The organism is Companilactobacillus jidongensis, from assembly GCF_003946575.1.
GTDB classification, from domain to species: Bacteria; Bacillota; Bacilli; order Lactobacillales; family Lactobacillaceae; genus Companilactobacillus; species Companilactobacillus jidongensis.
Window position 1 is genome coordinate 73,146 of record NZ_RHOP01000006.1, and the last position, 23,056, is coordinate 96,201.

The 23,056-nt window shown below is 38.5% G+C and carries 24 protein-coding genes; 8 read left to right on the top strand and 16 right to left on the bottom strand.

What is annotated here, in order from left to right:
• The first annotated feature begins 138 nt into the window (after positions 1 to 138).
• Complete coding sequence (galE, locus tag EKM68_RS05200) at positions 139 to 1,128, top strand: UDP-glucose 4-epimerase GalE (protein WP_125588609.1); 990 nt, start codon at positions 139 to 141, stop codon at positions 1,126 to 1,128.
• A 136-nt stretch (positions 1,129 to 1,264) separates the two neighbouring features.
• On the top strand, positions 1,265 to 2,401 hold the full coding sequence (locus EKM68_RS05205) for an AI-2E family transporter (RefSeq protein ID WP_125588610.1): 1,137 nt from the start codon (positions 1,265 to 1,267) through the stop codon (positions 2,399 to 2,401).
• Positions 2,402 to 2,426: 25 nt separating this feature from the next.
• Here EKM68_RS05205 and EKM68_RS05210 read toward each other — a convergent pair whose 3' ends face one another.
• The 13 genes from EKM68_RS05210 to EKM68_RS05270 form a co-directional block, all read right to left on the bottom strand.
• Entirely contained in the window at positions 2,427 to 3,287 is an 861-nt protein-coding gene (locus EKM68_RS05210) for an aldo/keto reductase (protein ID WP_125588611.1), read from the bottom strand.
• 97 nt (positions 3,288 to 3,384) lie between these two features.
• Entirely contained in the window at positions 3,385 to 4,746 is a 1,362-nt protein-coding gene (gene gdhA / locus EKM68_RS05215; protein ID WP_164509362.1) for an NADP-specific glutamate dehydrogenase, read from the bottom strand.
• A 205-nt stretch (positions 4,747 to 4,951) separates the two neighbouring features.
• Positions 4,952 to 5,284: a metal-sulfur cluster assembly factor gene (locus EKM68_RS05220; protein ID WP_125588613.1), complete on the bottom strand. Its 333-nt coding sequence runs from the start codon at positions 5,282 to 5,284 to the stop codon at positions 4,952 to 4,954.
• Positions 5,285 to 5,302: 18 nt separating this feature from the next.
• Entirely contained in the window at positions 5,303 to 6,478 is a 1,176-nt protein-coding gene (locus EKM68_RS05225) for a nitrate/nitrite transporter (RefSeq protein WP_125588614.1), read from the bottom strand.
• Between the two features lie 21 nt (positions 6,479 to 6,499).
• The gene (locus EKM68_RS05230) at positions 6,500 to 6,739 is read right to left on the bottom strand and encodes a MoaD/ThiS family protein (RefSeq protein ID WP_125588615.1); all 240 of its coding nucleotides are present in this window, start codon (positions 6,737 to 6,739) and stop codon (positions 6,500 to 6,502) included.
• On the bottom strand, positions 6,736 to 7,143 hold the full coding sequence (locus EKM68_RS05235) for a molybdenum cofactor biosynthesis protein MoaE (RefSeq protein WP_125588616.1): 408 nt from the start codon (positions 7,141 to 7,143) through the stop codon (positions 6,736 to 6,738). Before EKM68_RS05235 ends, EKM68_RS05230 begins: the two co-directional genes overlap by 4 nt.
• Positions 7,140 to 8,174 carry an ABC transporter substrate-binding protein gene (locus EKM68_RS05240; RefSeq protein ID WP_125588617.1) on the bottom strand — a complete coding sequence of 345 codons (1,035 nt, stop codon included), beginning with the start codon at positions 8,172 to 8,174 and terminating at the stop codon, positions 7,140 to 7,142. Before EKM68_RS05240 ends, EKM68_RS05235 begins: the two co-directional genes overlap by 4 nt.
• A 3-nt stretch (positions 8,175 to 8,177) precedes the next feature.
• Positions 8,178 to 8,960 (bottom strand): ABC transporter ATP-binding protein, encoded by a 783-nt coding sequence (locus EKM68_RS05245; protein WP_125588618.1) that lies wholly within the window; start codon positions 8,958 to 8,960, stop codon positions 8,178 to 8,180.
• Complete coding sequence (locus tag EKM68_RS05250; RefSeq protein ID WP_225422968.1) at positions 8,947 to 9,909, bottom strand: FecCD family ABC transporter permease; 963 nt, start codon at positions 9,907 to 9,909, stop codon at positions 8,947 to 8,949. Before EKM68_RS05250 ends, EKM68_RS05245 begins: the two co-directional genes overlap by 14 nt.
• Before the next feature lie 46 nt (positions 9,910 to 9,955).
• Positions 9,956 to 10,648: a respiratory nitrate reductase subunit gamma gene (gene narI, locus EKM68_RS05255; RefSeq protein ID WP_125588619.1), complete on the bottom strand. Its 693-nt coding sequence runs from the start codon at positions 10,646 to 10,648 to the stop codon at positions 9,956 to 9,958.
• On the bottom strand, positions 10,648 to 11,229 hold the full coding sequence (gene narJ, locus EKM68_RS05260; RefSeq protein WP_125588620.1) for a nitrate reductase molybdenum cofactor assembly chaperone: 582 nt from the start codon (positions 11,227 to 11,229) through the stop codon (positions 10,648 to 10,650). Before narJ ends, narI begins: the two co-directional genes overlap by 1 nt.
• The gene (gene narH, locus EKM68_RS05265) at positions 11,222 to 12,781 is read right to left on the bottom strand and encodes a nitrate reductase subunit beta (protein WP_125588621.1); all 1,560 of its coding nucleotides are present in this window, start codon (positions 12,779 to 12,781) and stop codon (positions 11,222 to 11,224) included. The genes narJ and narH overlap by 8 nt, the downstream gene beginning before the upstream one ends.
• Positions 12,771 to 16,427 (bottom strand): nitrate reductase subunit alpha, encoded by a 3,657-nt coding sequence (locus EKM68_RS05270; protein ID WP_125588622.1) that lies wholly within the window; start codon positions 16,425 to 16,427, stop codon positions 12,771 to 12,773. The genes narH and EKM68_RS05270 overlap by 11 nt, the downstream gene beginning before the upstream one ends.
• Positions 16,428 to 16,537: 110 nt before the next feature.
• Here EKM68_RS05270 and EKM68_RS05275 point away from each other — a divergent pair, with 110 nt between their 5' ends.
• The 6 genes from EKM68_RS05275 to EKM68_RS05300 are packed head-to-tail and all read left to right on the top strand — an operon-like array spanning position 16,538 to position 20,217.
• Complete coding sequence (locus EKM68_RS05275; protein ID WP_125588623.1) at positions 16,538 to 17,245, top strand: HesA/MoeB/ThiF family protein; 708 nt, start codon at positions 16,538 to 16,540, stop codon at positions 17,243 to 17,245.
• Positions 17,246 to 17,270: 25 nt separating this feature from the next.
• Positions 17,271 to 17,738, top strand: coding sequence for a MogA/MoaB family molybdenum cofactor biosynthesis protein (locus EKM68_RS05280; protein WP_125588624.1), 468 nt, complete (start codon positions 17,271 to 17,273; stop codon positions 17,736 to 17,738).
• The gene (locus EKM68_RS05285) at positions 17,738 to 18,967 is read left to right on the top strand and encodes a molybdopterin molybdotransferase MoeA (RefSeq protein WP_125588625.1); all 1,230 of its coding nucleotides are present in this window, start codon (positions 17,738 to 17,740) and stop codon (positions 18,965 to 18,967) included. The genes EKM68_RS05280 and EKM68_RS05285 overlap by 1 nt, the downstream gene beginning before the upstream one ends.
• Positions 18,946 to 19,431: a molybdopterin-guanine dinucleotide biosynthesis protein MobB gene (locus tag EKM68_RS05290; RefSeq protein WP_125588626.1), complete on the top strand. Its 486-nt coding sequence runs from the start codon at positions 18,946 to 18,948 to the stop codon at positions 19,429 to 19,431. Before EKM68_RS05285 ends, EKM68_RS05290 begins: the two co-directional genes overlap by 22 nt.
• Complete coding sequence (locus EKM68_RS05295) at positions 19,424 to 19,972, top strand: NTP transferase domain-containing protein (RefSeq protein ID WP_125588627.1); 549 nt, start codon at positions 19,424 to 19,426, stop codon at positions 19,970 to 19,972. The genes EKM68_RS05290 and EKM68_RS05295 overlap by 8 nt, the downstream gene beginning before the upstream one ends.
• On the top strand, positions 19,969 to 20,217 hold the full coding sequence (locus tag EKM68_RS05300) for a hypothetical protein (RefSeq protein ID WP_125588628.1): 249 nt from the start codon (positions 19,969 to 19,971) through the stop codon (positions 20,215 to 20,217). The genes EKM68_RS05295 and EKM68_RS05300 overlap by 4 nt, the downstream gene beginning before the upstream one ends.
• A 56-nt stretch (positions 20,218 to 20,273) precedes the next feature.
• Here the strand turns inward: EKM68_RS05300 and EKM68_RS05305 are convergent, their stop codons facing one another.
• From EKM68_RS05305 to EKM68_RS05315, 3 genes are all read right to left on the bottom strand, one after another.
• Positions 20,274 to 21,269 carry a tRNA dihydrouridine synthase gene (locus tag EKM68_RS05305; RefSeq protein WP_125588629.1) on the bottom strand — a complete coding sequence of 332 codons (996 nt, stop codon included), beginning with the start codon at positions 21,267 to 21,269 and terminating at the stop codon, positions 20,274 to 20,276.
• A 79-nt stretch (positions 21,270 to 21,348) separates the two neighbouring features.
• Positions 21,349 to 22,029: a GTP pyrophosphokinase gene (locus EKM68_RS05310; RefSeq protein ID WP_125588630.1), complete on the bottom strand. Its 681-nt coding sequence runs from the start codon at positions 22,027 to 22,029 to the stop codon at positions 21,349 to 21,351.
• A 45-nt stretch (positions 22,030 to 22,074) separates the two neighbouring features.
• Positions 22,075 to 22,992, bottom strand: a complete 918-nt coding sequence (locus EKM68_RS05315; protein WP_125588631.1) for a SufD family Fe-S cluster assembly protein — start codon at positions 22,990 to 22,992, stop codon at positions 22,075 to 22,077.
• Positions 22,993 to 23,056 lie beyond the last annotated feature (64 nt).

Consider the following 23,056-nt stretch of genomic DNA (forward strand, 5'->3'; position numbering starts at 1 on the left):
TCAGATAATTTTATTTTTATATTAATATCTTAAAGCATAACACAAAAAAAGTTAAGTTTTTAAGTCGGAGTTAAGCTAAGAGCCTTAAACTACCATAATACGTTATAATAGACTTAATTCAATATCGGAGGTAATTTTATGAGTATCCTTGTATTAGGTGGTGCGGGCTATGTTGGCTCACACACTGTAGATCATTTATGCAACATGGGCTATGACGTTGTCGTAGCTGACAATTTGGAAACTGGCCATCGAGCAGCGGTTAATGATAAGGCTAACTTTTATCAAGGTGACGTTCGTGACAAGGAATTCTTGATCAAACTATTCCAAGCTGAAGACATCACTGATGTGATTCATTTTGCAGCTTTCTCAGTAGTACCTGAATCAATGAAAGATCCTCTCAAATACTTTGACAACAATACTTACGGAATGATTGCACTCTTGGAAGTCATGAATAATTTTGATGTTAAACACATCATCTTCTCTTCAACCGCCGCAACATATGGCGAACCAAAACAAATTCCTATTAAAGAGACAGATCCAACCGTTCCAACTAATCCATACGGTGAAAGTAAACTTGCCATGGAAAAAATCATGCATTGGTCTGATGTTGCCTATGGCATCAAATTCGTAGCACTACGTTACTTCAATGTCGCTGGTGCCAAATCAGACGGTACAATTGGTGAAGATCACAATCCCGAAACTCACTTGATCCCGGTTGTTCTACAAACAGCCGCTGGTCAACGTGACAAATTGACCATCTTCGGTGACGACTATGACACCAAAGATGGTACGAACGTTCGTGACTATGTTCACGTTGAGGACTTAGCTGAAGCACACCGTCTAGCAATGGAATACCTCCGCGACGGTAATGACAGCAATATTTTCAACTTAGGTTCTTCAAATGGATTCTCCAACAAGGAAATCCTCGAAGCTGCCCGTGAAGTTACTGGCAAAGAAATTCCTGCTGAAATGGGACCTCGTCGCCCTGGTGATCCAAGCACTTTGATTGCTGATTCAACTAAAGCACGTGAAGTTCTCAATTGGAAACCTCAATATGATGATGTTCATACTGTTATCAAGGATGCTTGGAATTTCAAAACTAAGCATATGAATGGATATGAAGACTAATTAACAGAGTACATTTCAATACGACACCTAAGGTGTCGTATTTTTTTGTGTATGTAGCTGTCCCAGTTTGTAAATGGTAAAATAATATTACAATTATTAACTTGTTTACGTGAATGATCATTGAGGGGGGAAACAAATGAAACTTACAAAAAGTGAAATAATTCGTTACACTACTTTTGTAGCTATTTTTCTTATTCTACTCGTATACCCAGGACAAATAGTCAATTTGTTCAAGCTTCTATATTCGGTATCACTACCACTAATTATTGGTGGTGCACTAGCATACTGTATTAATATTCTGAGCAGTGCTATGGAACGGTGGTTCTGGCCCAAAGCCAAGAGAAAATGGGCCAAAGGTCTACGACGACCAACTGCCTTACTTTTAGCGATTATTATTATAATCGCAGTTATTGCTTGGGTTCTGAGATTAGTATTGCCGCAGTTTATTACAGCCATCGGAAGTTTCTTCTCAAGTCTTCCCGATTTAGTTGATAGCTTGAACAAATGGCTGAATAATTCTAATCAAGCTAGTGCAATCGCATCTCAATTGGAAACTACTCAGGTCGATTGGACTTCAATTCAATCTAAATTGATGAAATTCGTTTCCACTGGATTGTCAGGAATCTTTTCATCATCAATTTCTATTTTTGGAAGTTTGTCAAAAGGATTATTCAACTTCATACTTGCCTTTACCTTTGCCATTTATCTGGTTAGTGGAAAAGAAAGAATATCTAATCGTTTGAATCGAGTTATGGATGCTTTTATTCCTCAAAAAATCATTGATAAAACTCACTATGTAATTAAAGTTACTGATAATGCTTTTTCAAGTTTTATCAGTGGCCAAACTATCGAAGCATTCATACTTGGTACCCTATGTGCGTTGGGTATGTGGATCTTCAAGTTTCCAAGTGCTCTACCAGTGGGTGCTTTGGTTGGTATTACAGCCTTAGTGCCAATGATTGGTGCTTGGATAGGTGGAGCGGTCGGATTCGTTTTAATTGCTGTAACCTCACCACTTCAAGGCGTACTATTCGTTGTATATATCATTGTCTTACAACAAATCGAAAGTAATCTTATCTATCCTCGTGTCGTTGGTGGATCTATCGGCTTACCTGGTATCTTAGTTCTAGCTGCTATCACGGTTGGTGGCGGCTTTGCCGGTATCATTGGAATGTTATTGAGTGTTCCAATTGCGGCCACACTCTATCAATTGGTCAAAAATGCTACGTTAAAAAAAGAAAAGAACATATCAAAAAAGGTTGTCGAAAAATAATTCGGCAGCCTTTATTTTTTATATTCTAGAATTCAGCTTTATCGGGATCCATAGCCAAACCGGCAACACCATGTAACCCATCAATTATCTTCATATCTTCTTGAGAAATTTCGAAGTCAAATAATTGGGTATTTTCTTTGATTCTGTCAACGTGAACCGACTTAGGAAGTGGTAAGAAGCCTAATTGCAACGACCAACGTAATACAAGTTGAGCAACTGACTTGTTATAACGTTTTGCCATTTCTTGTAATTCTGGAACTTGGAAAATTTTACCAGTTCCAAGTGGACTATATGCTTCACTCAAAATATTGTATTCATTATTATAATCGACAACATCTGGCTGCAAATCACTAGGGTTAAGGAAAATTTGGTTAACCATTGGTGTAACATTGGCTGTTTGCATCAATTCATTCAAATGATCACCACGGAAGTTTGAAACACCAATTGCTCGTGTCTTACCACTCTCAAGCAAATCTTCCATAGCACGCCATGTTTCAGCATTTACTTCTTGCCAATTGTCACGGAATTTAATTGGATTAGGCCAATGAATCAAATATAAGTCAACGTAATCAACGTTTAGTTCCTTCAAGGAATGATCCATAGCTTTAATTGTTGAATCATAGCCATGATCGTCATTCCACAACTTAGTAGTTAAGAACAAATCATCACGCTTGATACCTGATGCTTTGATTCCTTCGCCTACACTATCTTCATTACCGTATGCCGCAGCAGTATCAATATGACGATATCCCGCATCAATCGCAGCTTTCACACTTTCTTTAGCAACTTCACCATCTGGAGTTTGCCATGTACCAAATCCAACGATAGGAATCTCAACACCATTGCTAAGAGAATATGTATCTTCTAAACTATTTAAATCTGCCATTTGTTACTCCCTCAAAAATAAATTTATATTAATATCATAACAAAACATTTCAAATGATAAAAAAATAAGAACTCGACATTTTGCCGAGTTCCATTTTTTATACTAAACCTTGTGCAATCATTGCTTCTGCAACTTTAGCAAATCCGGTAATGTTTGCTCCACTCAGGTAATCACCGCTAACGCCATATTCATTAGCTGCAGCTACTGAGTCATCAAAAATATCTTTCATTATTTGTTTTAAACGGTTATCCACTTCTTCAAATGTCCAACTCAAACGCATACTATTTTGACTCATTTCAAGAGCCGAAACAGCTACACCACCAGCATTAGCTGCTTTGGCAGGCCCATACAGCAATCCAGCTTTTTGATATGCAGTGATTGCTTCAGGGCTACTTGGCATATTTGCACCTTCAGCGACAACTTTAGCGCCATTACCAATGATATTTTGTGCTTGATCACCACTGATTTCATTTTGAGTCGCACTTGGTAGAGCAATGTCATAAACAACTTTAGCATCCCAAACTGAACCTTCGTGATATTCTGCGCTCGAAACTCTGTCAGCATATTCCTTGATACGTCCGCGCTCAGCTTCCTTGATCTGTTTAACAGTATCGAGGTCGATTCCGTTCTCGTCAATGACGTAACCATTTGAATCAGAACAAGTAATAACCTTACCACCTAATTCTGTTACCTTTTGAATAGCATAGATTGCAACATTACCAGCACCAGAAATGGCAACACGTTTGCCTGCAAAACTATCGTTATCAGCTTTGAGCATCTCGTCAGTGTAATAAGCCAAACCATATCCAGTAGCTTCAGTTCTAGCTAATGAACCACCATAGCCTAGTCCTTTACCAGTCAAGACACCACGGTCAGCACCGCGGAGACGCTTGTATTGACCATATAAGTAACCAATTTCACGTCCGCCTACTCCGATATCACCGGCAGGAACATCGACGTCTAAGCCGATATATTTGCTTAATTCAGTCATAAAACTCTGACAGAAACGCATAATTTCATTATCCGACTTACCCTTAGGATCGAAGTCAGATCCACCCTTACCACCACCGATTGGTAGGCCAGTTAAGGCATTCTTAAAAATCTGTTCGAATCCTAAGAATTTAACAATACTCAAATTAACGGATGGATGTAATCTCAAACCACCTTTGTAGGGTCCAATAGCCGAATTAAATTGAACTCTGAATCCACGGTTCACACGTGCATGTCCGGCATCATCTAACCAAGGAACACGGAATTGGATTACACGTTCAGGCTCGGTTAAACGTTCCAAAATATTAGCCTCAATATATTCTGGATGGCGTTCAAATACCGGTGTCATTGTTTGGAAAAAGTCATGGATTGCTTCCAGAAATTCAGTTTGGTGTGGATCTCTTTGTTCAATAACTTCATAAACTTGTTGCAAATAATCGGTTGCTTTGGTCAAAATATCATCCTCCATTATTAAATTAATTCTAATAATAGTTTAATTGTTTTATAAGGAAATTGCACGAAAAAAAGCATTGGATTTCTCCAAATGCTTTCTTAAACGCGCTTTTAAAGAACAAACTCCTGCGCTTACTATGGATAACAAATGCAACAACTACGTTGCCACCTTCGCTATCCTAAGTAATGCTCAAAGTTTCCCGTTCTTTAACGTGCTCTATTTAACCGTTAATTCCTAAGGCAATCTGTGCAAAACGACTCATCTTACTCATGTCCCAGATGGGATACCAGACTAAATTAATATCACAAGTATCGATTCCATCAACTGATTCAGCTGCGGTATGAATATCATTCGCAATCATATCACTCAATGGACATCCCATTGTTGTCAATGTCATTGTAACTGTGCATGCTGTACCTTCGATCTCAATGCCATAGATCAATCCAAGATTAACGATATCAATACCTAATTCAGGATCAATAACATCCTCAAGAGCTTCCATGATTGCTTCGCGCTGTTTGTCTTTTTTTGTTGCTACTTTTTCTTCACTCATAGGTGCACCTCAATTCAATTACTTAACAATTTTGTGACTTCCGGAAATATATACTTTTTGTAGTAGTACTAAACATATTATAGCAAATACTGCAATCAAGTATATTCCTAATTGATAACCGCCAGTAGCTTGTTTGATAACACCTAAGATAATTGGTGGGAAATATCCACCAAGTCCACCCATGGCACCAACAAAGCCTGTAACGGCTCCGGTATTACTGTCAGAGACGAATGGAACCATCTTGAAGATAATTCCATTACCTATTCCGACTAAGATACCTAACAATACCATGATAGTTAAGAATATTCCTTTTGTATGTAGGAAAATCCCTAAGATAATTGCGACAATTGTAATTGCGATAAAATCATATTTCAAAAGTGTCATTGGTCTGATCTTATCTGAGAGATACCCACCGACCGGACGAGTCAACGTCCCTAGTACAGCAAAAATTGCTGCCCAAAGTCCGGCATCGACCAAATTACTGTGGAATAGGTTGACCATAAAAGTCGATAGCAAGTTAGTCATTGCCATAAAGAGCCCAAAGGTCAAGAAATAGAATAAGGCTAAATACCAAGTATCTTTTTCTTTAGCAACGGCCAATGACTTACCCATACTTGCGTTTTCGTTTTTCTTTGATTCTGGAGCAATAAAAATCATCAAGACTACGAAGATGATTAATAAAATAATTAATAGATAAAAGACACTATTCAATCCCATTGACTTTTCGATACGTGGGAAGAAGAATGCTGAAAAGGCTGTACCAATGTTACCTACACCGGCAATACCAAGAACTAAACCTTGCTTCTCTGGTGGGAAGAATCCTGTAACGTAAGAAATACCAATTGCAAATGATGTACCACTCATACCTAATAACAAAGCAGAGAACATCATCATACCAAATGATCCAACTCTAGGAATCATCAAAACAGGAATGATCAAAAATAGCATTAAAATAATATAAATTCTTTTACCACCATATTTGTCACTCAGAATCCCCATTGGTACACGCATGATCGAGCCCAAAAGAATTGGGGTTGCGAGCAAAAATGTACGTTGAAACTCACTTAAAACAATTCCATCATGAGTTAAAATCACTCCGACTAATGGTGATAAACTCAACCAAACCATAAAACAAACCATCATGGATAAAGTACCCATGGTCAACGCAATTATTGATTTTGATTTACTTTCCATAATAAAAACCCCCTCGAAATTTTAGCCGCCACTGACAGGTGGGATGATTGCTATTTCTGCTACATCATTGAGTAAAAACTGCTTGTCATCGGCGTATTCTTCGTCAATGGCAACCAAAGATTGATCCAAAACTTCTTTGTACTTAGGATAGGCGTCTTCAATAGCTTGCTTGACGTCTAACGGATAAAATTCCGAATTCAGATCAATATCTGTTGTCGGACCTATTTCTTCAGCTAAGATAGAAAATAATTTTACTTTCAATCTTCAAGACCTCCCCAGCGAATTTTGTCGCAATCATATTCTTTTTTCCAAATTGGTACAGTATGCTTCAACTCATCAATCAAAAATTGGCAATTCTCGAAGGCTTCCGCTCGATGCGGTGCTGCAACACCGATAAAAACCGCTATGTCTCCTAGTTGTAATTCACCAACTCGATGGACCATAACAACGTCCATTCCCTTAGCAAGGACAATATCAGCCAGCTTGTGCATTTCCTTCTCTGCCATTTTTTTGTACGTGGTGTACTCGATCTTTTCGGTTTCAATATCATCAGTGAATTGGCGGATATTACCAATAAATATATCGACCCCGCCATATTCATTGTGAATCAAACTTTGGGTCAATGCCTGCGTATCGATGGGTTCATGTGTGATTTCTATTTTCACTTGATAACCTCACCATTGATAATCCGTTTGATTTCTTTGTTACTGAACTTGTAATCAAAGAATTCCTTGTAGAATGATTTGAACTTAGAATTCAAATTAACATCTTTCATTAGCTCTGGATGTAACTTCTTGGCTGCCCACCAAATTTGTAAGTCTTCCTCTGCGCTGTAACGGTCGAGCATGAAAATTCCAGTAGGATTTCCGTAGACCTTTTTGTCTTTGACCGCCTTAAGTGACTTGTAGCGACTGTCTTTCTTGAGTAACTTCAGAGCCTTCTTATCAGTCGTTCCACCGATAATAATGATATCTGGATTAGCCTTGATGATTTCTTCAGCTGAAACAGAAATCATATTACCATCAGTCTTGATGGCATTCTTGCCACCAGCAATCTTAAGCCATTCATCAACAATCGTATTGCGACCATCAACTTTGGTTAGATCACTCGTATTAACAATGTGCAAGACACTTGGTTTTGATTTAGCTTTTGAAACTCGTTTCTTAACAGACTTAATATCTGAATCGAGTTTGGCATTGTACTTTTTGGCCTTAGTTTTGGCTGCTTTAGTTCCAACAACCTCAGCGGTCAAGCTAACCGTCTTCTTCAAACCTTTATAATCCTGAAACATTGAGTTAACTGCGGGAATATTAGTTTTTTTGAGTTCACTAATTTGGGACACATCCGAACTGATAACGATATCAGGCTTTTGTTTGATCAATTCTTCCATCTGGAAGTCTTCACCATTGAATGGTACTGCTTGCTTTTTGACTTTAGGATAAAGCTGTGTCAACAAAGCATTATCATGAGTTAATTTAGTTGTCGCAACTAATTTATCTTCTCCACCTAACATCAAAAAAATTGGATTGTTAGCGTGCCATAGATCTGCCACACGTTTGATTTTCTTGGGAACTTTGACCGGTGCACCGGTATTATCATAGATTGTTCTAGTTGAAGCCGCCTGTACACTGATGCTACTACCTAAGAAAACTAGTAATCCCATTAACAGGATAATGATATTTCGTTTTTTTCTCATAAATTAATCCATCCCTATTCCAAAAATCTTTCTATCTAATGACTCATTATAAGTCGAAATAATCGGTATTCCATACAACTTCGATAAATATTTATCAGTTAAGATTTTGTTGACCGGTCCCTGTTTATATGTCTGATTATCAATCAGTAACCCCACTAAATCCCCAACTATCTGTGCCTGATTAGGATCATGGGTACTCATAACAATGGAGATACCTTGCTCTGACAGCATCTTGATCAACTTCAAGACAACGGTTTGATTGCGATAATCTAACGCTGAAGTCGGCTCATCCATAATCAGTATTTGTGGCTCCTGAACCAGTGCACGCCCAATGATTGCTAACTGACGCTGTCCACCGCTCATACTCTGCAAACTGATATTGGTGTAATTCTCCAAGCCAATTTGCTTAATGATTTGTTTAACAATTGCTTCATCATGGTTATCTGGTTGATCAAAAATCGAATGAAATGAACTTCGCCCTAGAAGCAAATAATCAAATAATGTCAGACTCGACTTGATATTAACTCCCTGACTCACCAAGGCTACTTGATGTGACAAGTCCTTGATCGATAACTGCTTCAACGACTGCTCATTAACTAAAATATCACCTTGATACTTATTCAAGACTCCACTTAAGCAATTCAGCAAGGTACTCTTACCGATACCGTTAGGACCAAGAATTACTAAGACTTGTCCAGCCGCAACATTCAGATCAACGTTATTAATAATTTGTTTTGTTTTATATGCAAATGACAAGTTTTTGGTCGTAATTCTAAATTCCAACATTTCGTCTCCTTATAAGAATCACAATAAAAATTGGAACTCCGATGAAGCCTGTGATGATACTCAAAGGAATATCATTCACAGAAATACTTCTAGCTATTGTGTCCGCAATCAGCAATAGAATAGCTCCCGAAATGGCTGTCATTGGCAAAGCATAGCGATTATCTTCGCCAACCAGCGCACGGCTCACATGTGGAATGACTAACCCGATCCAACCAACGACTCCACACAAACATACTGAAGCCGCTGTCAATAATGTGGCAAATAAAATCATTAAATTTCTGTTTAATGTCGGATTAATTCCGATGGTTTTTATTGTATACGCGTCTAATGATAGTGTATTCAAACGCCATCGTGTCAATAATAAGAAAATAATTCCCACAATTAAAATTGGTCCAACCGATATCAGCGCCTGTAAGTCAACTTTCATGAAGCTCCCTAGCTCCCAGTAAACAATACTCTGCAGCTGGTTCTCTGGATCCGCAATGTACTTAACTGAACCCAATACTGATTGCATTAATCCTGACATAATGATCCCAGACAATATTAATGTGATGCTTGAATTACTGCGCAATATTTTATTAATCAATAGTGTCAAAAATACTGTCAGTATGCCGGTGACAAAAGCACTTATTTCAATCCAATAAATCGACTTGCCATTCAAAATTGCAATAGCTGCACCGACACTGGAACCAGTTGACACACCTAATAAATTCGGTGATGCTAATCCATTACTGAAAACAGATTGAAAAGTGGCGCCGGCCATCGATAGACCCGCGCCAACTAATACAACCGCTATAATTCGAATAAATCGGAGTTCTAAAATCAATTTAGATGAACTGTTGGCTTGTCCAATGAAATATTTTGAGACTTCTGATAGTGATAAGTCATATCGTCCCATCATCATCGACACAACAATCAAAGCCAATAGTGTCAATAAGGCTATACTCATCACAAGCCTATTTTGTTGCTTCTTGATAATAATTACCACCTACCATCTATACTCTTGGTCTTTTACGATAAACGATAGGACGTCTAAAGATATATTGCCAAGGTAACGTAAGGGCATGAACTAATCTTGTGTATGGGAAGAAAGCAAAGATCAAGAATCCACAGATAACATGAATCTTAAAAATAATCGGCACCTGCAACATCAAATGATAATCAGGGTGAAAGACAAAAATTTGTCTTGCCCAAATTGACAAATTCAAACGATAGTTGAACTCAGGATGTAATATTGCTCCATCAATAAATGAAGCACTAAGCCCTAAAACAATGATGATCAAAAATGACACATTGACCATCAAATCACTAAATGAACTTGTCTTGAAAACACGTTTATTCGTAAAACGGCGATAAGATAATATCATCATTCCTGCAAGGGCCATGAATCCAGCGATACCACCCATTACCAATGCACCAATATGGTACATTTCGTTGGGTATCCCCAACCAATCAGTAAATGACTTCGGAATTAGGATTCCAACAACATGGCCCGCAAATACGAAAATAATACCGATATGGAAGAGAATGCTCCCAATCATTAATTGCTTTTTTTCCAATAATTCACTTGATTCTGCCGTCACTCCAGCGTGGAAAATGGCGAATCTACCGATTGTTCCAAAAATGAACGAACCGAGAGCAAGGTAAGGAAAAATAACCCATAAGAATATATCCAGTACGTTTTTCATTACTGCATCTCCCCCTCTTTTTCAGTTTGTTCAAGGCAAGATTTAAACTCAGCTCGAACAATTCTGATCAGTTTGAAATACATATCATCTTCTTGAACTTCGGCATTCTTCAGTAAACTATATGTCCCGTCTTCAACAACTGAGAACATCAGCTGTAGATCCTGTTGCCGCTTATCATCCTTCCAATCACTATATGCAAGGAATTCAAGCATCAGTGGCAAGTAATCTGACAATTCTGAACCATCGATACGTACACCAAACATCTCATACAACATTTTTAATTTTGCCAATAACTGACCCCTCTCACGGGAATCAGTCATTTTGTAATACGTCATGTACAAAGTATAACGATTATTTAATTCAAATAGTGAAACATAATGAGTTCTTAACTCTTCTAACGAATAAGAGTGCATATCGTTGATCACATCTTCGATCTCTGACTTAGATGGTGTTTCACTATAATTCTTCTTAAAATCATCAAAGAAATCATCATCCATAATATCCTGTTCTGGATAATCTAATAAGCGTGAAAGAAAAGTAAAGCCTTGTTTTAGAGTATTCAACTGCTCAATATTAATCACGCCAAATTCCTCCATAGAAACTTTCAGCATACGCATCTTTACCGGACTCACCGGCTTTGGCTTTACGCAAGACACTTCCATGAACTGGTGCTAGTGAACAGCCATTACATGCTTCGTAACCTAGTCCACCTTGCTCGTCTTCAACATGTTCAACTTTTTCTTTCTTTGCCTTTGGAATAACAAATCTATCATCATATTTAGCAATTGCTAAGAGACGGTATAGTGAAGTTGCGGATTTTTCAGTCAAACCGACACGATCGAGTTTTTCAGAATCAAAGTCTTTGCCACTAGTTCTGGCACGCATGTACAATCTCATCATGGCCAATTTGTAGAGAGCATTCTTGATCACTTCAGTGTTACCACCTGTTAGAAGATTTGCCAAATACTCAACTGGAATACGCATTTCATTGATTGCTGGGAAAATCATTTCTGGGTATTTGATTGATTTCTTACCTTCGAAATAATTCATAATTGGTGACAATGGTGGCACATACCAAACCATTGGCATGGTGCGATATTCTGGGTGCAATGGGAAGGCAATCTTTTGTTCAACAGCCATCTTATAAATAGGTGACTTTTGGGCACATCTGATTGTTTCCATATCAACGCCGTCAGCTTGAGCTTGAGCAATTACTTCTGGGTCGTTAGGATCTAAAAACAGATCCAATTGTCTCTCATATAACTTAGTATCATCCGGTTCCTCACAAGCTTCCGCAACTCTATCAGCGTCATATAAGATAACACCGATATAACGAATACGGCCAACGCAGGTTTCAGAACAAACAGTTGGCAATCCCTCTTCAATTCTTGGATAACAAAAAGTACATTTTTCAGCTTTGTTAGTCTTCCAGTTGAAGTAGACCTTCTTATAAGGACAACCTGTCATACAGAATCTCCAACCACGACAACGTTCTTGATCAACCAAGACGATACCATCTTCATCACGCTTGTACATCGCACCACTAGGACATGATGCAACACAAGCGGCATTAAGACAGTGTTCACATAATCTTGGAAGATACATCATAAAGGTCTTTTCGAAGTTGCCTTTAATATCTGATTCAATACTTTGCATATTAGGATCTTCGCCAAAGCTGCGGTCAGATCCAGCTAAATCATCGTCCCAATTAGGACCATTGTTTAGCTTCATATACTCACCAGTGATCTGTGACTTGGCACGTGCAACTGGTTGATGTTTTCTTTCTTTACCAAACAATGTTTGATAATCGTATGTCCATGGTTCGTAATAGTCGTCCAAATTAGGCATGTCAGGATTGTAAAAAATCTTAGCAAGCGCAACCTTGTTCAGCTTATTACCGGCACGTAATTCCAGTTTTCCTTTGCGATTAAGCTTCCAGCCGCCCTTATAGTGACTTTCATCTTCCCACTTCTTTGGATATCCGACACCAGGTCTAGTTTCTACATTGTTAAACCACATATACTCGGCACCTGGGCGGTTAGTCCACGTCTGTTTACACGTTACTGAACATGTATGACAACCGATACATTTGTCTAGGTTCAGTACCATGGAAATTTGTGCTTTAACTTTCATTCCACTTGACCTCCTTTAGTTTTCTAACATTTACGTATAAGTCTCTTTGGTTACCAATTGGTCCGTAATAGTTGAAGCCGTAACTCAATTGAGCATAGCCACCGACCATTTGGGTTGGTTTGACATGAATCTGGGTTGGAGCATTATGACTACCACCACGATTACCAGTAATCGTTGATAATGGCTCCTCAATTTCCATATCTTGTGCGTGATACATGTACATCGTTCCATCAGGCATACGTTGACTGACAACTGCTCTAGCTGTGACAACACCATTTTTGTTGTACAATTCGACCCAATCATTATCTTTAACATCGATCTTTTTAGCATCATCCAAACTTAACCAAACTGTTGGACCACCTCTAAATAATGTCAACATGTATAAGTTATCTTGATAAGTTGTATGGATATTCCACTTACCATGCGGTGTTAAGTAACGAAGGGTTACTTCTTTGTCTGCCGGTTCAACTTTCGTATCTGCAGGTCCTAAGACATGCGGTGGAAGCGTTGGCTTGTATGTTGCCATCTCTTCTCCATATTCTTGGAAAATCTCATGATCAAGATAAAATTGTTGTCTACCGGTCAAAGTTCTGAACGGAACGTTGCGTTCGATATTGACGGAGAATGGTGAATATCTATCACCGTTATGCTTTGAACTAGTAAAGATCGGTGTTGGAATGGATTCACTCGGTTGTGCAGTAATCTTGGCAAACGTCATGACTTTTTCAGTTTGACCAGCAGAAATATCTGCCAAACTCTTACCAGTTATTTCCTCTGCACTTTCCCATGCCTTCTTAGCTACGTGACCATTTGATGCACTTGATAGGTGCAAAATTGCTTCAGCAACATTTCTATCTTCATCCAGCTTAGGTAATCCTTCATCAGGTCCTTCGTCATACGTTCCAATAATGTCTTTTAGTTCATCGTATTGATCAGCTACGCTATAGCTATAACCATTAGCACCGACCTTGCCACTTCTAGCATTGGGGCCTAAGGCGACGTACTTGTCATATACTTTGGTGTAATCACGTTTTACGAGTGAAAGACTTGGCATCGTCTTACCAGGAATCGGTTCGATTTCGCCACGTTTCCAGTCTTTGATCTTACCCAATGGTTGAGAAATCTCACCCATTGAATCGTGACCGAGCGGTTGAGTCTTCAGATCATATTGAGGTTCGGCCAAGTATTTCTTAGCCATGCCTTGGAATTCCTTTGCAATATGCTTGAAGGCTTGCCAATCACTTTGGGATTCCCAAAGTGGATCAACTGCTTTATTGAATGGATGAATAAATGGGTGCATATCGGTACTTGATAAGTCTTCTTTCTCATACCAAGTTGCGGCTGGAAGAACAATATCTGAATACAACGGTGTAGTTACCATTCTGAAGTCAAAGTCAACGGCAAGATCCAACTTGCCAGTGACGCTTTCTTCATCCCATTCCATATCTTTTGGCTTGAAATTCTCACTTTGTTTAGCCAGCAAACCATTTTCGGCGCCAAGAATATGTTTCATGAAATATTCTTGACCTTTACCTGATGATGCAAACAAGTTTGAACGCCAGATAAACATAGCCTTTGGTTCATTGATTTCTTTGTCAGGAGCTTCGGCAGCGAAGTGAAGTGATCCGTCCTTTAACTCTTGAACAACTTTTTTAGAAATTTCTTTAATATCAGTAGTCCCGTATTGTTTGGTAAAGTCCAGACTGCTACGGTCAAATTGTGGATACGATGGCATCCAACCTAATCTGATCGCCATTTGTTGGTAATCAGCCGGATGTTTGAACGTATCCTTAATTGTCTTGATCGGTGATTTCATGCCTTCATTATCGATCTCGTCATACTTCCATTGATCACTCGCAAAGTAGAAGAATGATGTACCTTGTTGCTGACGAGCTCCACCTGGTTGCCAGTCATTAGCGAATGAAATATTAGCCCAGCCTTCAGCTGGACGAAGTTTTTCTTGTCCAACATAGTGTGCCCAGCCGCCACCTTGAACACCAATACAACCTGTCAGCATCAACATGTTGATAACGGCACGATATGTCATATCTGAGTTGAACCAGTGATTAACGCCTGCACCAATGATGACCATTGACTTACCGTGCGTTTCGGCTGCAGTCTGAGCGAATTCTTGCGCAATTTGAACGACTAATTCCGGTTTAACGCCAGTAACTTTTTCTTGCCAAGCTGGTGTGAACAAGCTATCAGCATCGTCATAACCTTTGGCAGCCAATTCATCCATCTTCTTACGACGAATACCATATTGAGCCATCAAGAGATCGAAGACAGTCGTAACTAATTTCTTGCTACCATCTTTCATAGTGATTTCACGACATGGCAGTGTACGTTGGAAAATTCCATTCCCTTGGGCATCGAAGCTTGGCATATCAACAACGCGTTCCTCTTCGCCTAAGAATGAAAGTTTAGGACTGATACCACCGAGATCAAGATTCCACTTCTTACCTTTTTCCCATCTTTGACCAATCGTTCCATTTGGTACAACCAATTTGTCAGTTGGTTCATCAACAAGAACTGGTTTCCATTCAGCATTTGGAGTCTCGGTATCTTTAATATCAGAAATTCTCAAGAAGCGACCTGAAACAACGTGTTCTTTGTTCGTTTCACTTTGATCAAGCATGATCACAAATGGCAGATCAGTGAATCGTTTGACATAGTCAGTGAAGTAAGGAACTTGTTTGTTATTGTAGAATTCATTTAAGATAACGTGAGTCATACCTTGTGCCAAAGCAGCATCTGACCCTGGATGTGGTGCTAACCAGTTATCAGCAAACTTAACATTTTCGGCATAATCAGGACTGACGGAAACAACCTTCGTCCCCTTATAACGTGCTTCAACCATGAAATGAGCGTCTGGTGTTCTTGTCAATGGAACATTTGAACCCCACATGATCAAGTATTGGCTGTTGTACCAATCAGCTGATTCAGGTACATCAGTCTGTTCACCCCAAACTTGAGGAGATGCTGGTGGCAGATCAGCGTACCAATCATAAAAACTCAACATTTCTCCACCAAGTAGTGAAATAAATCTCGCACCTGATGAGTAACTCAACATTGACATGGCTGGAATTGGAGAGAATCCAGCGATACGATCAGGACCATACTTTTTGATCGTGTAGATCAACATGGCGGCAATCATCTCAGTCGCATCACCCCACTTAACACGAATCAATCCACCATGACCACGAGCCGACTTATATGACTTAGTCTTCTCAGGATCTGTGACGATACTCTCCCAAGCATCGATAGGATTATCGAAATTGTTACGGGCGTCTTCCCAAAATTTCCAAAGACGTTCACGAATATATGGATACTTAATACGAAGTGGGCTGTATTCGTACCAACTGAAACTGGCACCACGAGGACAACCACGAGGTTCATATTCAGGCATATTCGGTCCACAAGAAGGATAGTCCGTTGATTGATGCTCCCAAGTAACTACCCCTTGCTTAACGTAGACGTTCCAACTACAAGATCCCGTACAGTTAACTCCATGAGTCGTACGAACGACCTTATCGTGTGCCCAACGTTCCTTATATAATTTCTCCCAACGACGAGAATGTTCTTCTAGTTGGGTGAAATTACCGTTAAACTTATCAACTTTTTTAAAAAATCTAGATTTTAGCATATGCAACTCCCACCTAGTTCACTTTAATATTCCTTATAACAAATCTAGCACTTATCCTAATTGACTTCGATTAGGATTTTCCCTAACCTTTTGCATGTGAGGTGAAGAAAATGACAAACAGATATGACAGACAATTAAAAATAAAACAAATAGGAATTGATGGTCAAAATAAGCTAGAAAATTCACACGTTCTAGTGATCGGTGTAGGAGGTCTTGGGAGCTTCGTTTCTTCAGAACTGGTCAAAGCTGGCATCGGTGAAATAACGCTAGTCGACTACGATGTCGTTGAACTAACCAATTTACATCGTCAAAATCTCTATACTGAGGCAGATGTTGGTGTCGAAAAATTAGTTGCAATGAAGGATCACTTGCAAGCCACTAACAAAAATGTTGTTATTAATACCATTAGTCAGAAATATTCTGTTGATCTACTAGATAAAAAATATGACTTGGTAATCGATTGTACTGATAACTTCCCCGTTAAATATCAAATCAATCAGGACTGCCAAAAATTCAGTATCAAACATATCTTCGGCACCTGTGCTGCCAATCAAGGCCAAGTCATGTTTATTGATTCTGAATCAGCTTGTCTCGAATGTCTGTATCCTAAGGACAAAGTAGCTCAATTAGGTTTGAGTGCCAATATTGGAACTAATCCAATGATCGTGGCACTGACAGGAAGCCTCCAAGCATCACTTGCTATGAAGTTTTTGACTAGCGGTAAATACAACGCTGGCCAATTACTAGTTATTGACAATTGGACATTTGATTTTAGAAAAATTAAAGTTAATAAGAAGAGTGACTGTCCTATTAAATAATCATCATATTGAGGAGGAAACACTAATGATCGATTTTGGAATTATCACCGTCAGCGATACCAGAACTGAAGTAACTGACAAATCTGGTCAATATATTCAAAGAGCCATGGAAGAGACTGGAAATAATTTTATCAAAAAATACATCGTCAAAGATGATGCACAACAAATCACTGATGCCTACAACAAACTACTCACAACTTCCTGTAAATTGATTTTGGTAAATGGCGGTACCGGCATTGCTCGACGTGACGTTACAATTGATACCCTTGAACCAAAATTTATCAAAGTTATTCCAGGATTCGGAGAGTATTTCAGACGTATCAGTGTTGATGACATCGGATTAAAAGCACTCGTATCAGGGGCCGCCGCCGGAATAACAGACAGTGATCAAATTTGTTATTTATTGCCCGGTTCAACTAACGCCTGCAAAACTGCCCTTAAGAAAATCATCTTGCCCGACTTAGAACATCTAATTAAGGAGATAACTAAATAATGTACAAACCAGTTGATAATAGAAATGCCATTAGTATTGATGAAGCACGAAAAATAATCGTAGATAATATTGACAGTGTCAAACTCACCACTGAAAAAATTGCGGCAATTACCGCCAATCATCGAATTATTGCTGAAGATGTCACTGCCCCAAATGACTTCCCAACATTCAGACGTTCAGGTTATGACGGGTTCGCCATGTTGCAATCAGACCTGACCAATTTGCCGGCTAACTTAAAAGTCGTTGGTGACATCCCTGCTGGAGCTGACTTCGACCGTCCACTTGTATCTGGTGAAGCAGTCAGAATTATGACTGGTGGCTACGTTCCTGACGGAGCTGATATCGTTGTTATGTTAGAAACGACTCATATGATCGACAAAGATACCGTTCAAATAACTGAAACTCAAAACAAGGATAACATTACTCAAATTGGAGATTACTTCAAAAAAGGTGATACTTTGCTTGCCAAAAATACTGAAATAAATCCAGGTGGTATCAGCCTATTAAGTGCCTTCGATGTTCAAGAAATATCAGTCTACAAGAAACCTACTATTGGAATTATCACCACAGGATCGGAACTCTTAAATCCTGGTGAAAAAATCGTCAACGGAAAAATCTTTAATAGTAATGGTCCGATGATCCGTGAATTGTGTATAGAAAATGGCACTGAAGTCATCAGCTATACTCAAATCAAAGATGATCCCACGGCACTGAAGTCAGCTGTAAATGACCTCTTAGGAAAATGTGACGTTATCATCACTGATGGCGGTGTTTCTGTGGGTGACTTCGACATTATCGCTGACCTAGCCAAATCATCTGAGAAACTATTATTCAATAAACTAGAAATGCGCCCCGGTAGTGTAACAACTGCCTTTATTTATGACAGCACTTTATTCTTCGGCCTATCTGGCAACCCTGGTGCCTGTTTCACGGGCTTCTATCTCTATGTCGAATATGCCTTGAGATTAATGCAACATCAAGCAAGTCGCTGTATCGAATGTAGCGGGATTCTCAATGCTGAATATACTAAAACTAATATGTACGACCGTATTTTACGTGGACAATATAATTTTGTCGGCGACCATATCGAAATCGGACGCGTTGGCGGTGACGCGTCTGGTAATTTGAATAACTTGCAACGTGCTACATGTATGTTTGAAATTCCTCGCGGCAAGTCGATCACACCAAAGGATAGTATGTTACGCACATGGCTATTACCTTTCAAATAATTGGACACAAAAAAAGCGGCAAGACGACCTTGCTGCAAGAGTTTTTGAGAGAAAGTTCTCAGTATAAGATCAGTGTCGCTAAACACACTCACCTGCCGATCGACATACCAACGACTAATGACACTGGTAAGTTTTTTCAGTATTCTGATGATGTACTGTTGTTGAACGATGAACAAACAATTCATTACCAAAGAAAACTACCAACGACTGAATTAGAAAAGATTGAAGAATTACAGCGAGGCTCATCTGATTTCATTATCATTGAAGGAATCAAAGAATTAGATTTTCCTAAAATTGCATTACTCAAGTCTGATGAATCACCTGATACCTTCGCAGATGTGACTAATATTAAGTACTTTGTGACTATTCAGGGGAATCGTTCTGACAATGTTATCGATATTGAAAATTTGAATACTCGTAAAATATTTATAAATAAATTTTTGAGAGATATAGAAAATGACTGATAGCTTAATCTTAGCCGGTGGCAAATCAACTCGCTTCCAGACCGACAAAGCGCTGGCACATTTCAATAACAAATACATTCCTAATGTCCAGTACACGGCTGATTTAACGCCGCCATTCGTGGACAATTGCTACATATCAACCAATCAGAATAATAACTTGGCAATCGATAATTTATTTACTGACACCAAAATTCAAGTTATCCCGGATGTGGAACCTATGATCGACTGCGGGCCTTTGTCCGCCTTGTGGTCATATTTTTATACAACTAGAGTTGAACAAGCCGATTTATTAGTCATAGCAACGGATTACATCATCGATCAGAAGACGATTGAATTTTTAAGCGAAGATTCTGGATATATCAAAATTAAGAGTCTTCCCTACTACACTTGTTGTCATTTAATGATTAAGATTGACTTATTGAAGCAACATATAGATAAGCACGACTATCGCTGGCGCAGTCTTTTAGTTGATGCCAACTGTATTGCACGAGATTATGAGGGAAACTTAAAAAATATTAATTATCCGGAGGATTTAGAATGAAAGCACAAGCTGAAATGAGTCGCGGGGATTTCCAAAAAATGATCAAGATTTGTTTGAATGACCTAAGTATTCAACGTACATTGTTAGAAAATGAAGAGCAAGCTCAACGAGATGATCTGAGAACTTTGGAACAAGATCAAGCCATTGAAGAGTTAGAACGTCGTATTATGTTGATTAAGAAAGATTATGATTTTTACAAGCAATTTGTTGATCCTGATTTTGAAACCTCTGAAGCTGAATACTAAACTTAAAATGACAATACAAAAAAATCCTGTATTTACTATGTAAATACGGGATCTTTTTATTTATCAATATCGATTCGGTCAATAATTGCACGAGCATCATCAGTTGTCTTCGTCTGCATCAAATCATTTCTGATAGCCGAAGCACCTTTCATACCACGTACATAGACCTTAAAAAATCTTTGTAATGGAGCAAAGTGACCAGGAATTCCCATCGCAACAAATTCATCATAAAGGTCCAACTGATAGCGTAACAATCCCAACAATTCATGAGCTGAGTGTTCCTTGGCAACTGGTTCAAAAGCAAAGGGATTTGTAAAAATCCCACGGCCGATCATAACACCATCAATACCAGGATGTTCATGATAGAGTTTCATCCCTGCCTGATAGTCGACGATATCCCCATTGATTTGTAACAACGTATTGGGGGCAATCTCATCACGCATTCTTGCAATGTCATCGATCAACTCATAATGTGCTGGTACGTTACTCATTTCTTCACGTGTTCGCAAATGAACTGTTAAAACAGGCACTTGTTGTTCCAACAAAAATGGAATCCACGTCTTATACTCATCAATTTCACTGTAACCAATTCTTGTCTTAACCGTCACGGGTAAATTAGATTGGCGAGCACCATCAATAACTTCTTTGGCAGCATCAAAATGACGAATCAAATCACTACCACTATGATTTTTTATGACTGCAATATCAGGACAACCAGTATTAACATCAATTGCCTCGTAACCTTGTTTTTCGACTTCTTTTACTGCACGAGCAAAGTCATCACCATTATTGCCCCACAACTGCACAATTGGTTTGGGATTTTCTTTAGGGTCAATGTATAAGCGTCCCTTCGTAGCTTCTTTCGCTAAGGGATGTGTAATACTCAACGCATTTGTAAACTCTGTATAAAAGACATCTGGTGCAGCGGCCTTAGCGACCACACGACGAAACACCGAACCAGTAACAGCTTCCATAGGTGCTAAGCTGAAAAATGGGCGGTTCTCTTTTTTTGCCTTTTCTGCGATGCGATTCCAGTAAGGTGACTGGGTCACAATCTCATCTCCAATCAAAATAGTAAATTACAACTTATAAACTATACCTATATTCATAAAGCTAACGCAAGTTTTTAGTTTAAAGGTTATGAAAAATCTCTTGCATATTATTTTCTATTTTATTTATCTCATCCGCATAATCTTGCAGTGATTCTGAATATTGGGCCACCTTCTCATCAGGTTCTTCGGTCTTGTAACGTAATTTGTGTTCCAAACTAGCCCACATATCCATACCGACCGTTCGTATCTGGATTTCGACTGGAGTGACTTGGACCCCATCAGATTGAAAAACTGGTACTGAAGCAACTAAGTGCAAACTACGATAACCACTGGCTTTAGGAGTTTTGATATAATCTTTCCGTTTTAACAAAGTCACATCGTCTTGCACCAACAAGTTCTGCTCAACTGTATAAATGTCATCGATATAATTAGTTATCACACGGATGCCGCCAACATCAAAAATTTTATCTTTGACACTTTCAAATTTGATTGGTAATTCTTTCCGATTGAGTTTTTCGATCAAACTACCAACATCCTTCATCCGTACCTCAATATGGTGAATTGGATTATGATTATGGCGAACTTGATAATCAGCATCTAAATTCTCTAGCTTAGTGCCAAACTCGCCGACTGCTGAACGACAAAGTTGATAATAATCTACCAACTTACTAATATCATGGATCTCATCGTCATCAGAATAGCGACCTAGTTCTTTTTCAATTTGATTGACGTTTAACATATTTTGGCGTTCTAGTATCATTTTTTCTCCTCTTAAAAATCAGAATTGAACCTAAACTTAATTATACTAGTATTTTTGACCGTTCATAGTAATCGACGAATTCATACCATGCTTATCAAATGAAGTGCTGATCTCGGTAATCTTATCTACAGATTCATTGGATGTCCAATCGAGATTAATATGTGAGTCAGCGCCAAATAAATTATCACTAAAATCGGCCCAAGTATCTTTTTGATTAGCTAAATTCATATCCCAATCCACTTCTGCTTTACGACTCAGATAAGCTCTCGTTCTCAAATATACCAGCTTAGAATTAGATTCACTTTTTAGTGAATAATTTACTTTGGCATTGGCACGAGACAACACTTCCACAAATAAATTAGTATTATTTTGATTATCACCAAAATTGGACAAAGTTTGTTCCACCGTAACCGCCGAATCATTCTCAGCGACAATTAACGCATGGGTGTTGAGATCACCCTTTTTGGTATCGTCTTGGATTAAATCAATTTTTATTGGTTCAGTCAATTTAACATCCTTAGGAACGTATAAAAAAATACCGGAATTGATACATGCTAGATGAAAAGCAGTTATTTTATCTTCATCGGGGGATATCACTTTATCCATTAAGTTTTTTTGGATCAGACGTGGATGAATTCTCAAAGCAGTAAAAATATCTGTTAAAACTACACCCTGTGCTTCTAACTCTTCTGGTAAATCATTTTTGATAACAGTTTGTCCGAATTGACTAATAGTGCTGCCAGTGATTTTTTCTGAATCAATCAAATTTTTTTTAGAACGTATCCGTTGTGGCGATGTTAATTTGATCAATATATCTTCGTTTGTAAAATACTTGCTAACAGGTAAATCTAATTTATCTAATTGTTTCAAAGCTGAGATTCGACGATCAATAAACCAGTGCGGCTCACCATGATCATTCGCGTCAAGTTCAAAATCTTCTAAAAATTCATTATTAATTTTCATTTTTTGAATTATCCCTTTTTTATATTCCTTTTGTATATATAAATTGATGCAATGTTACAAAAAA

Excerpts from the sequence above, each read along its gene's own strand:
- galE (WP_125588609.1), top strand. The coding sequence starts at position 139 with ATGAGTATCCTTGTATTAGGTGGTGCGGGCTATGTTGGCTCACACACT.
- EKM68_RS05205 (WP_125588610.1), top strand. The coding sequence starts at position 1,265 with ATGAAACTTACAAAAAGTGAAATAATTCGTTACACTACTTTTGTAGCT.
- EKM68_RS05210 (WP_125588611.1), bottom strand. The coding sequence starts at position 3,287 with ATGGCAGATTTAAATAGTTTAGAAGATACATATTCTCTTAGCAATGGT.
- gdhA (WP_164509362.1), bottom strand. The coding sequence starts at position 4,746 with ATGGAGGATGATATTTTGACCAAAGCAACCGATTATTTGCAACAAGTT.
- EKM68_RS05220 (WP_125588613.1), bottom strand. The coding sequence starts at position 5,284 with ATGAGTGAAGAAAAAGTAGCAACAAAAAAAGACAAACAGCGCGAAGCA.
- EKM68_RS05225 (WP_125588614.1), bottom strand. The coding sequence starts at position 6,478 with ATGGAAAGTAAATCAAAATCAATAATTGCGTTGACCATGGGTACTTTA.
- EKM68_RS05240 (WP_125588617.1), bottom strand. The coding sequence starts at position 8,174 with ATGAGAAAAAAACGAAATATCATTATCCTGTTAATGGGATTACTAGTT.
- EKM68_RS05245 (WP_125588618.1), bottom strand. The coding sequence starts at position 8,960 with ATGTTGGAATTTAGAATTACGACCAAAAACTTGTCATTTGCATATAAA.
- EKM68_RS05250 (WP_225422968.1), bottom strand. The coding sequence starts at position 9,909 with ATGAGTATAGCCTTATTGACACTATTGGCTTTGATTGTTGTGTCGATG.
- narI (WP_125588619.1), bottom strand. The coding sequence starts at position 10,648 with ATGAAAAACGTACTGGATATATTCTTATGGGTTATTTTTCCTTACCTT.
- narH (WP_125588621.1), bottom strand. The coding sequence starts at position 12,781 with ATGAAAGTTAAAGCACAAATTTCCATGGTACTGAACCTAGACAAATGT.
- EKM68_RS05270 (WP_125588622.1), bottom strand. The coding sequence starts at position 16,427 with ATGCTAAAATCTAGATTTTTTAAAAAAGTTGATAAGTTTAACGGTAAT.
- EKM68_RS05275 (WP_125588623.1), top strand. The coding sequence starts at position 16,538 with ATGACAAACAGATATGACAGACAATTAAAAATAAAACAAATAGGAATT.
- EKM68_RS05280 (WP_125588624.1), top strand. The coding sequence starts at position 17,271 with ATGATCGATTTTGGAATTATCACCGTCAGCGATACCAGAACTGAAGTA.
- EKM68_RS05285 (WP_125588625.1), top strand. The coding sequence starts at position 17,738 with ATGTACAAACCAGTTGATAATAGAAATGCCATTAGTATTGATGAAGCA.
- EKM68_RS05290 (WP_125588626.1), top strand. The coding sequence starts at position 18,946 with ATGGCTATTACCTTTCAAATAATTGGACACAAAAAAAGCGGCAAGACG.
- EKM68_RS05295 (WP_125588627.1), top strand. The coding sequence starts at position 19,424 with ATGACTGATAGCTTAATCTTAGCCGGTGGCAAATCAACTCGCTTCCAG.
- EKM68_RS05300 (WP_125588628.1), top strand. The coding sequence starts at position 19,969 with ATGAAAGCACAAGCTGAAATGAGTCGCGGGGATTTCCAAAAAATGATC.
- EKM68_RS05310 (WP_125588630.1), bottom strand. The coding sequence starts at position 22,029 with ATGATACTAGAACGCCAAAATATGTTAAACGTCAATCAAATTGAAAAA.
- EKM68_RS05315 (WP_125588631.1), bottom strand. The coding sequence starts at position 22,992 with ATGAAAATTAATAATGAATTTTTAGAAGATTTTGAACTTGACGCGAAT.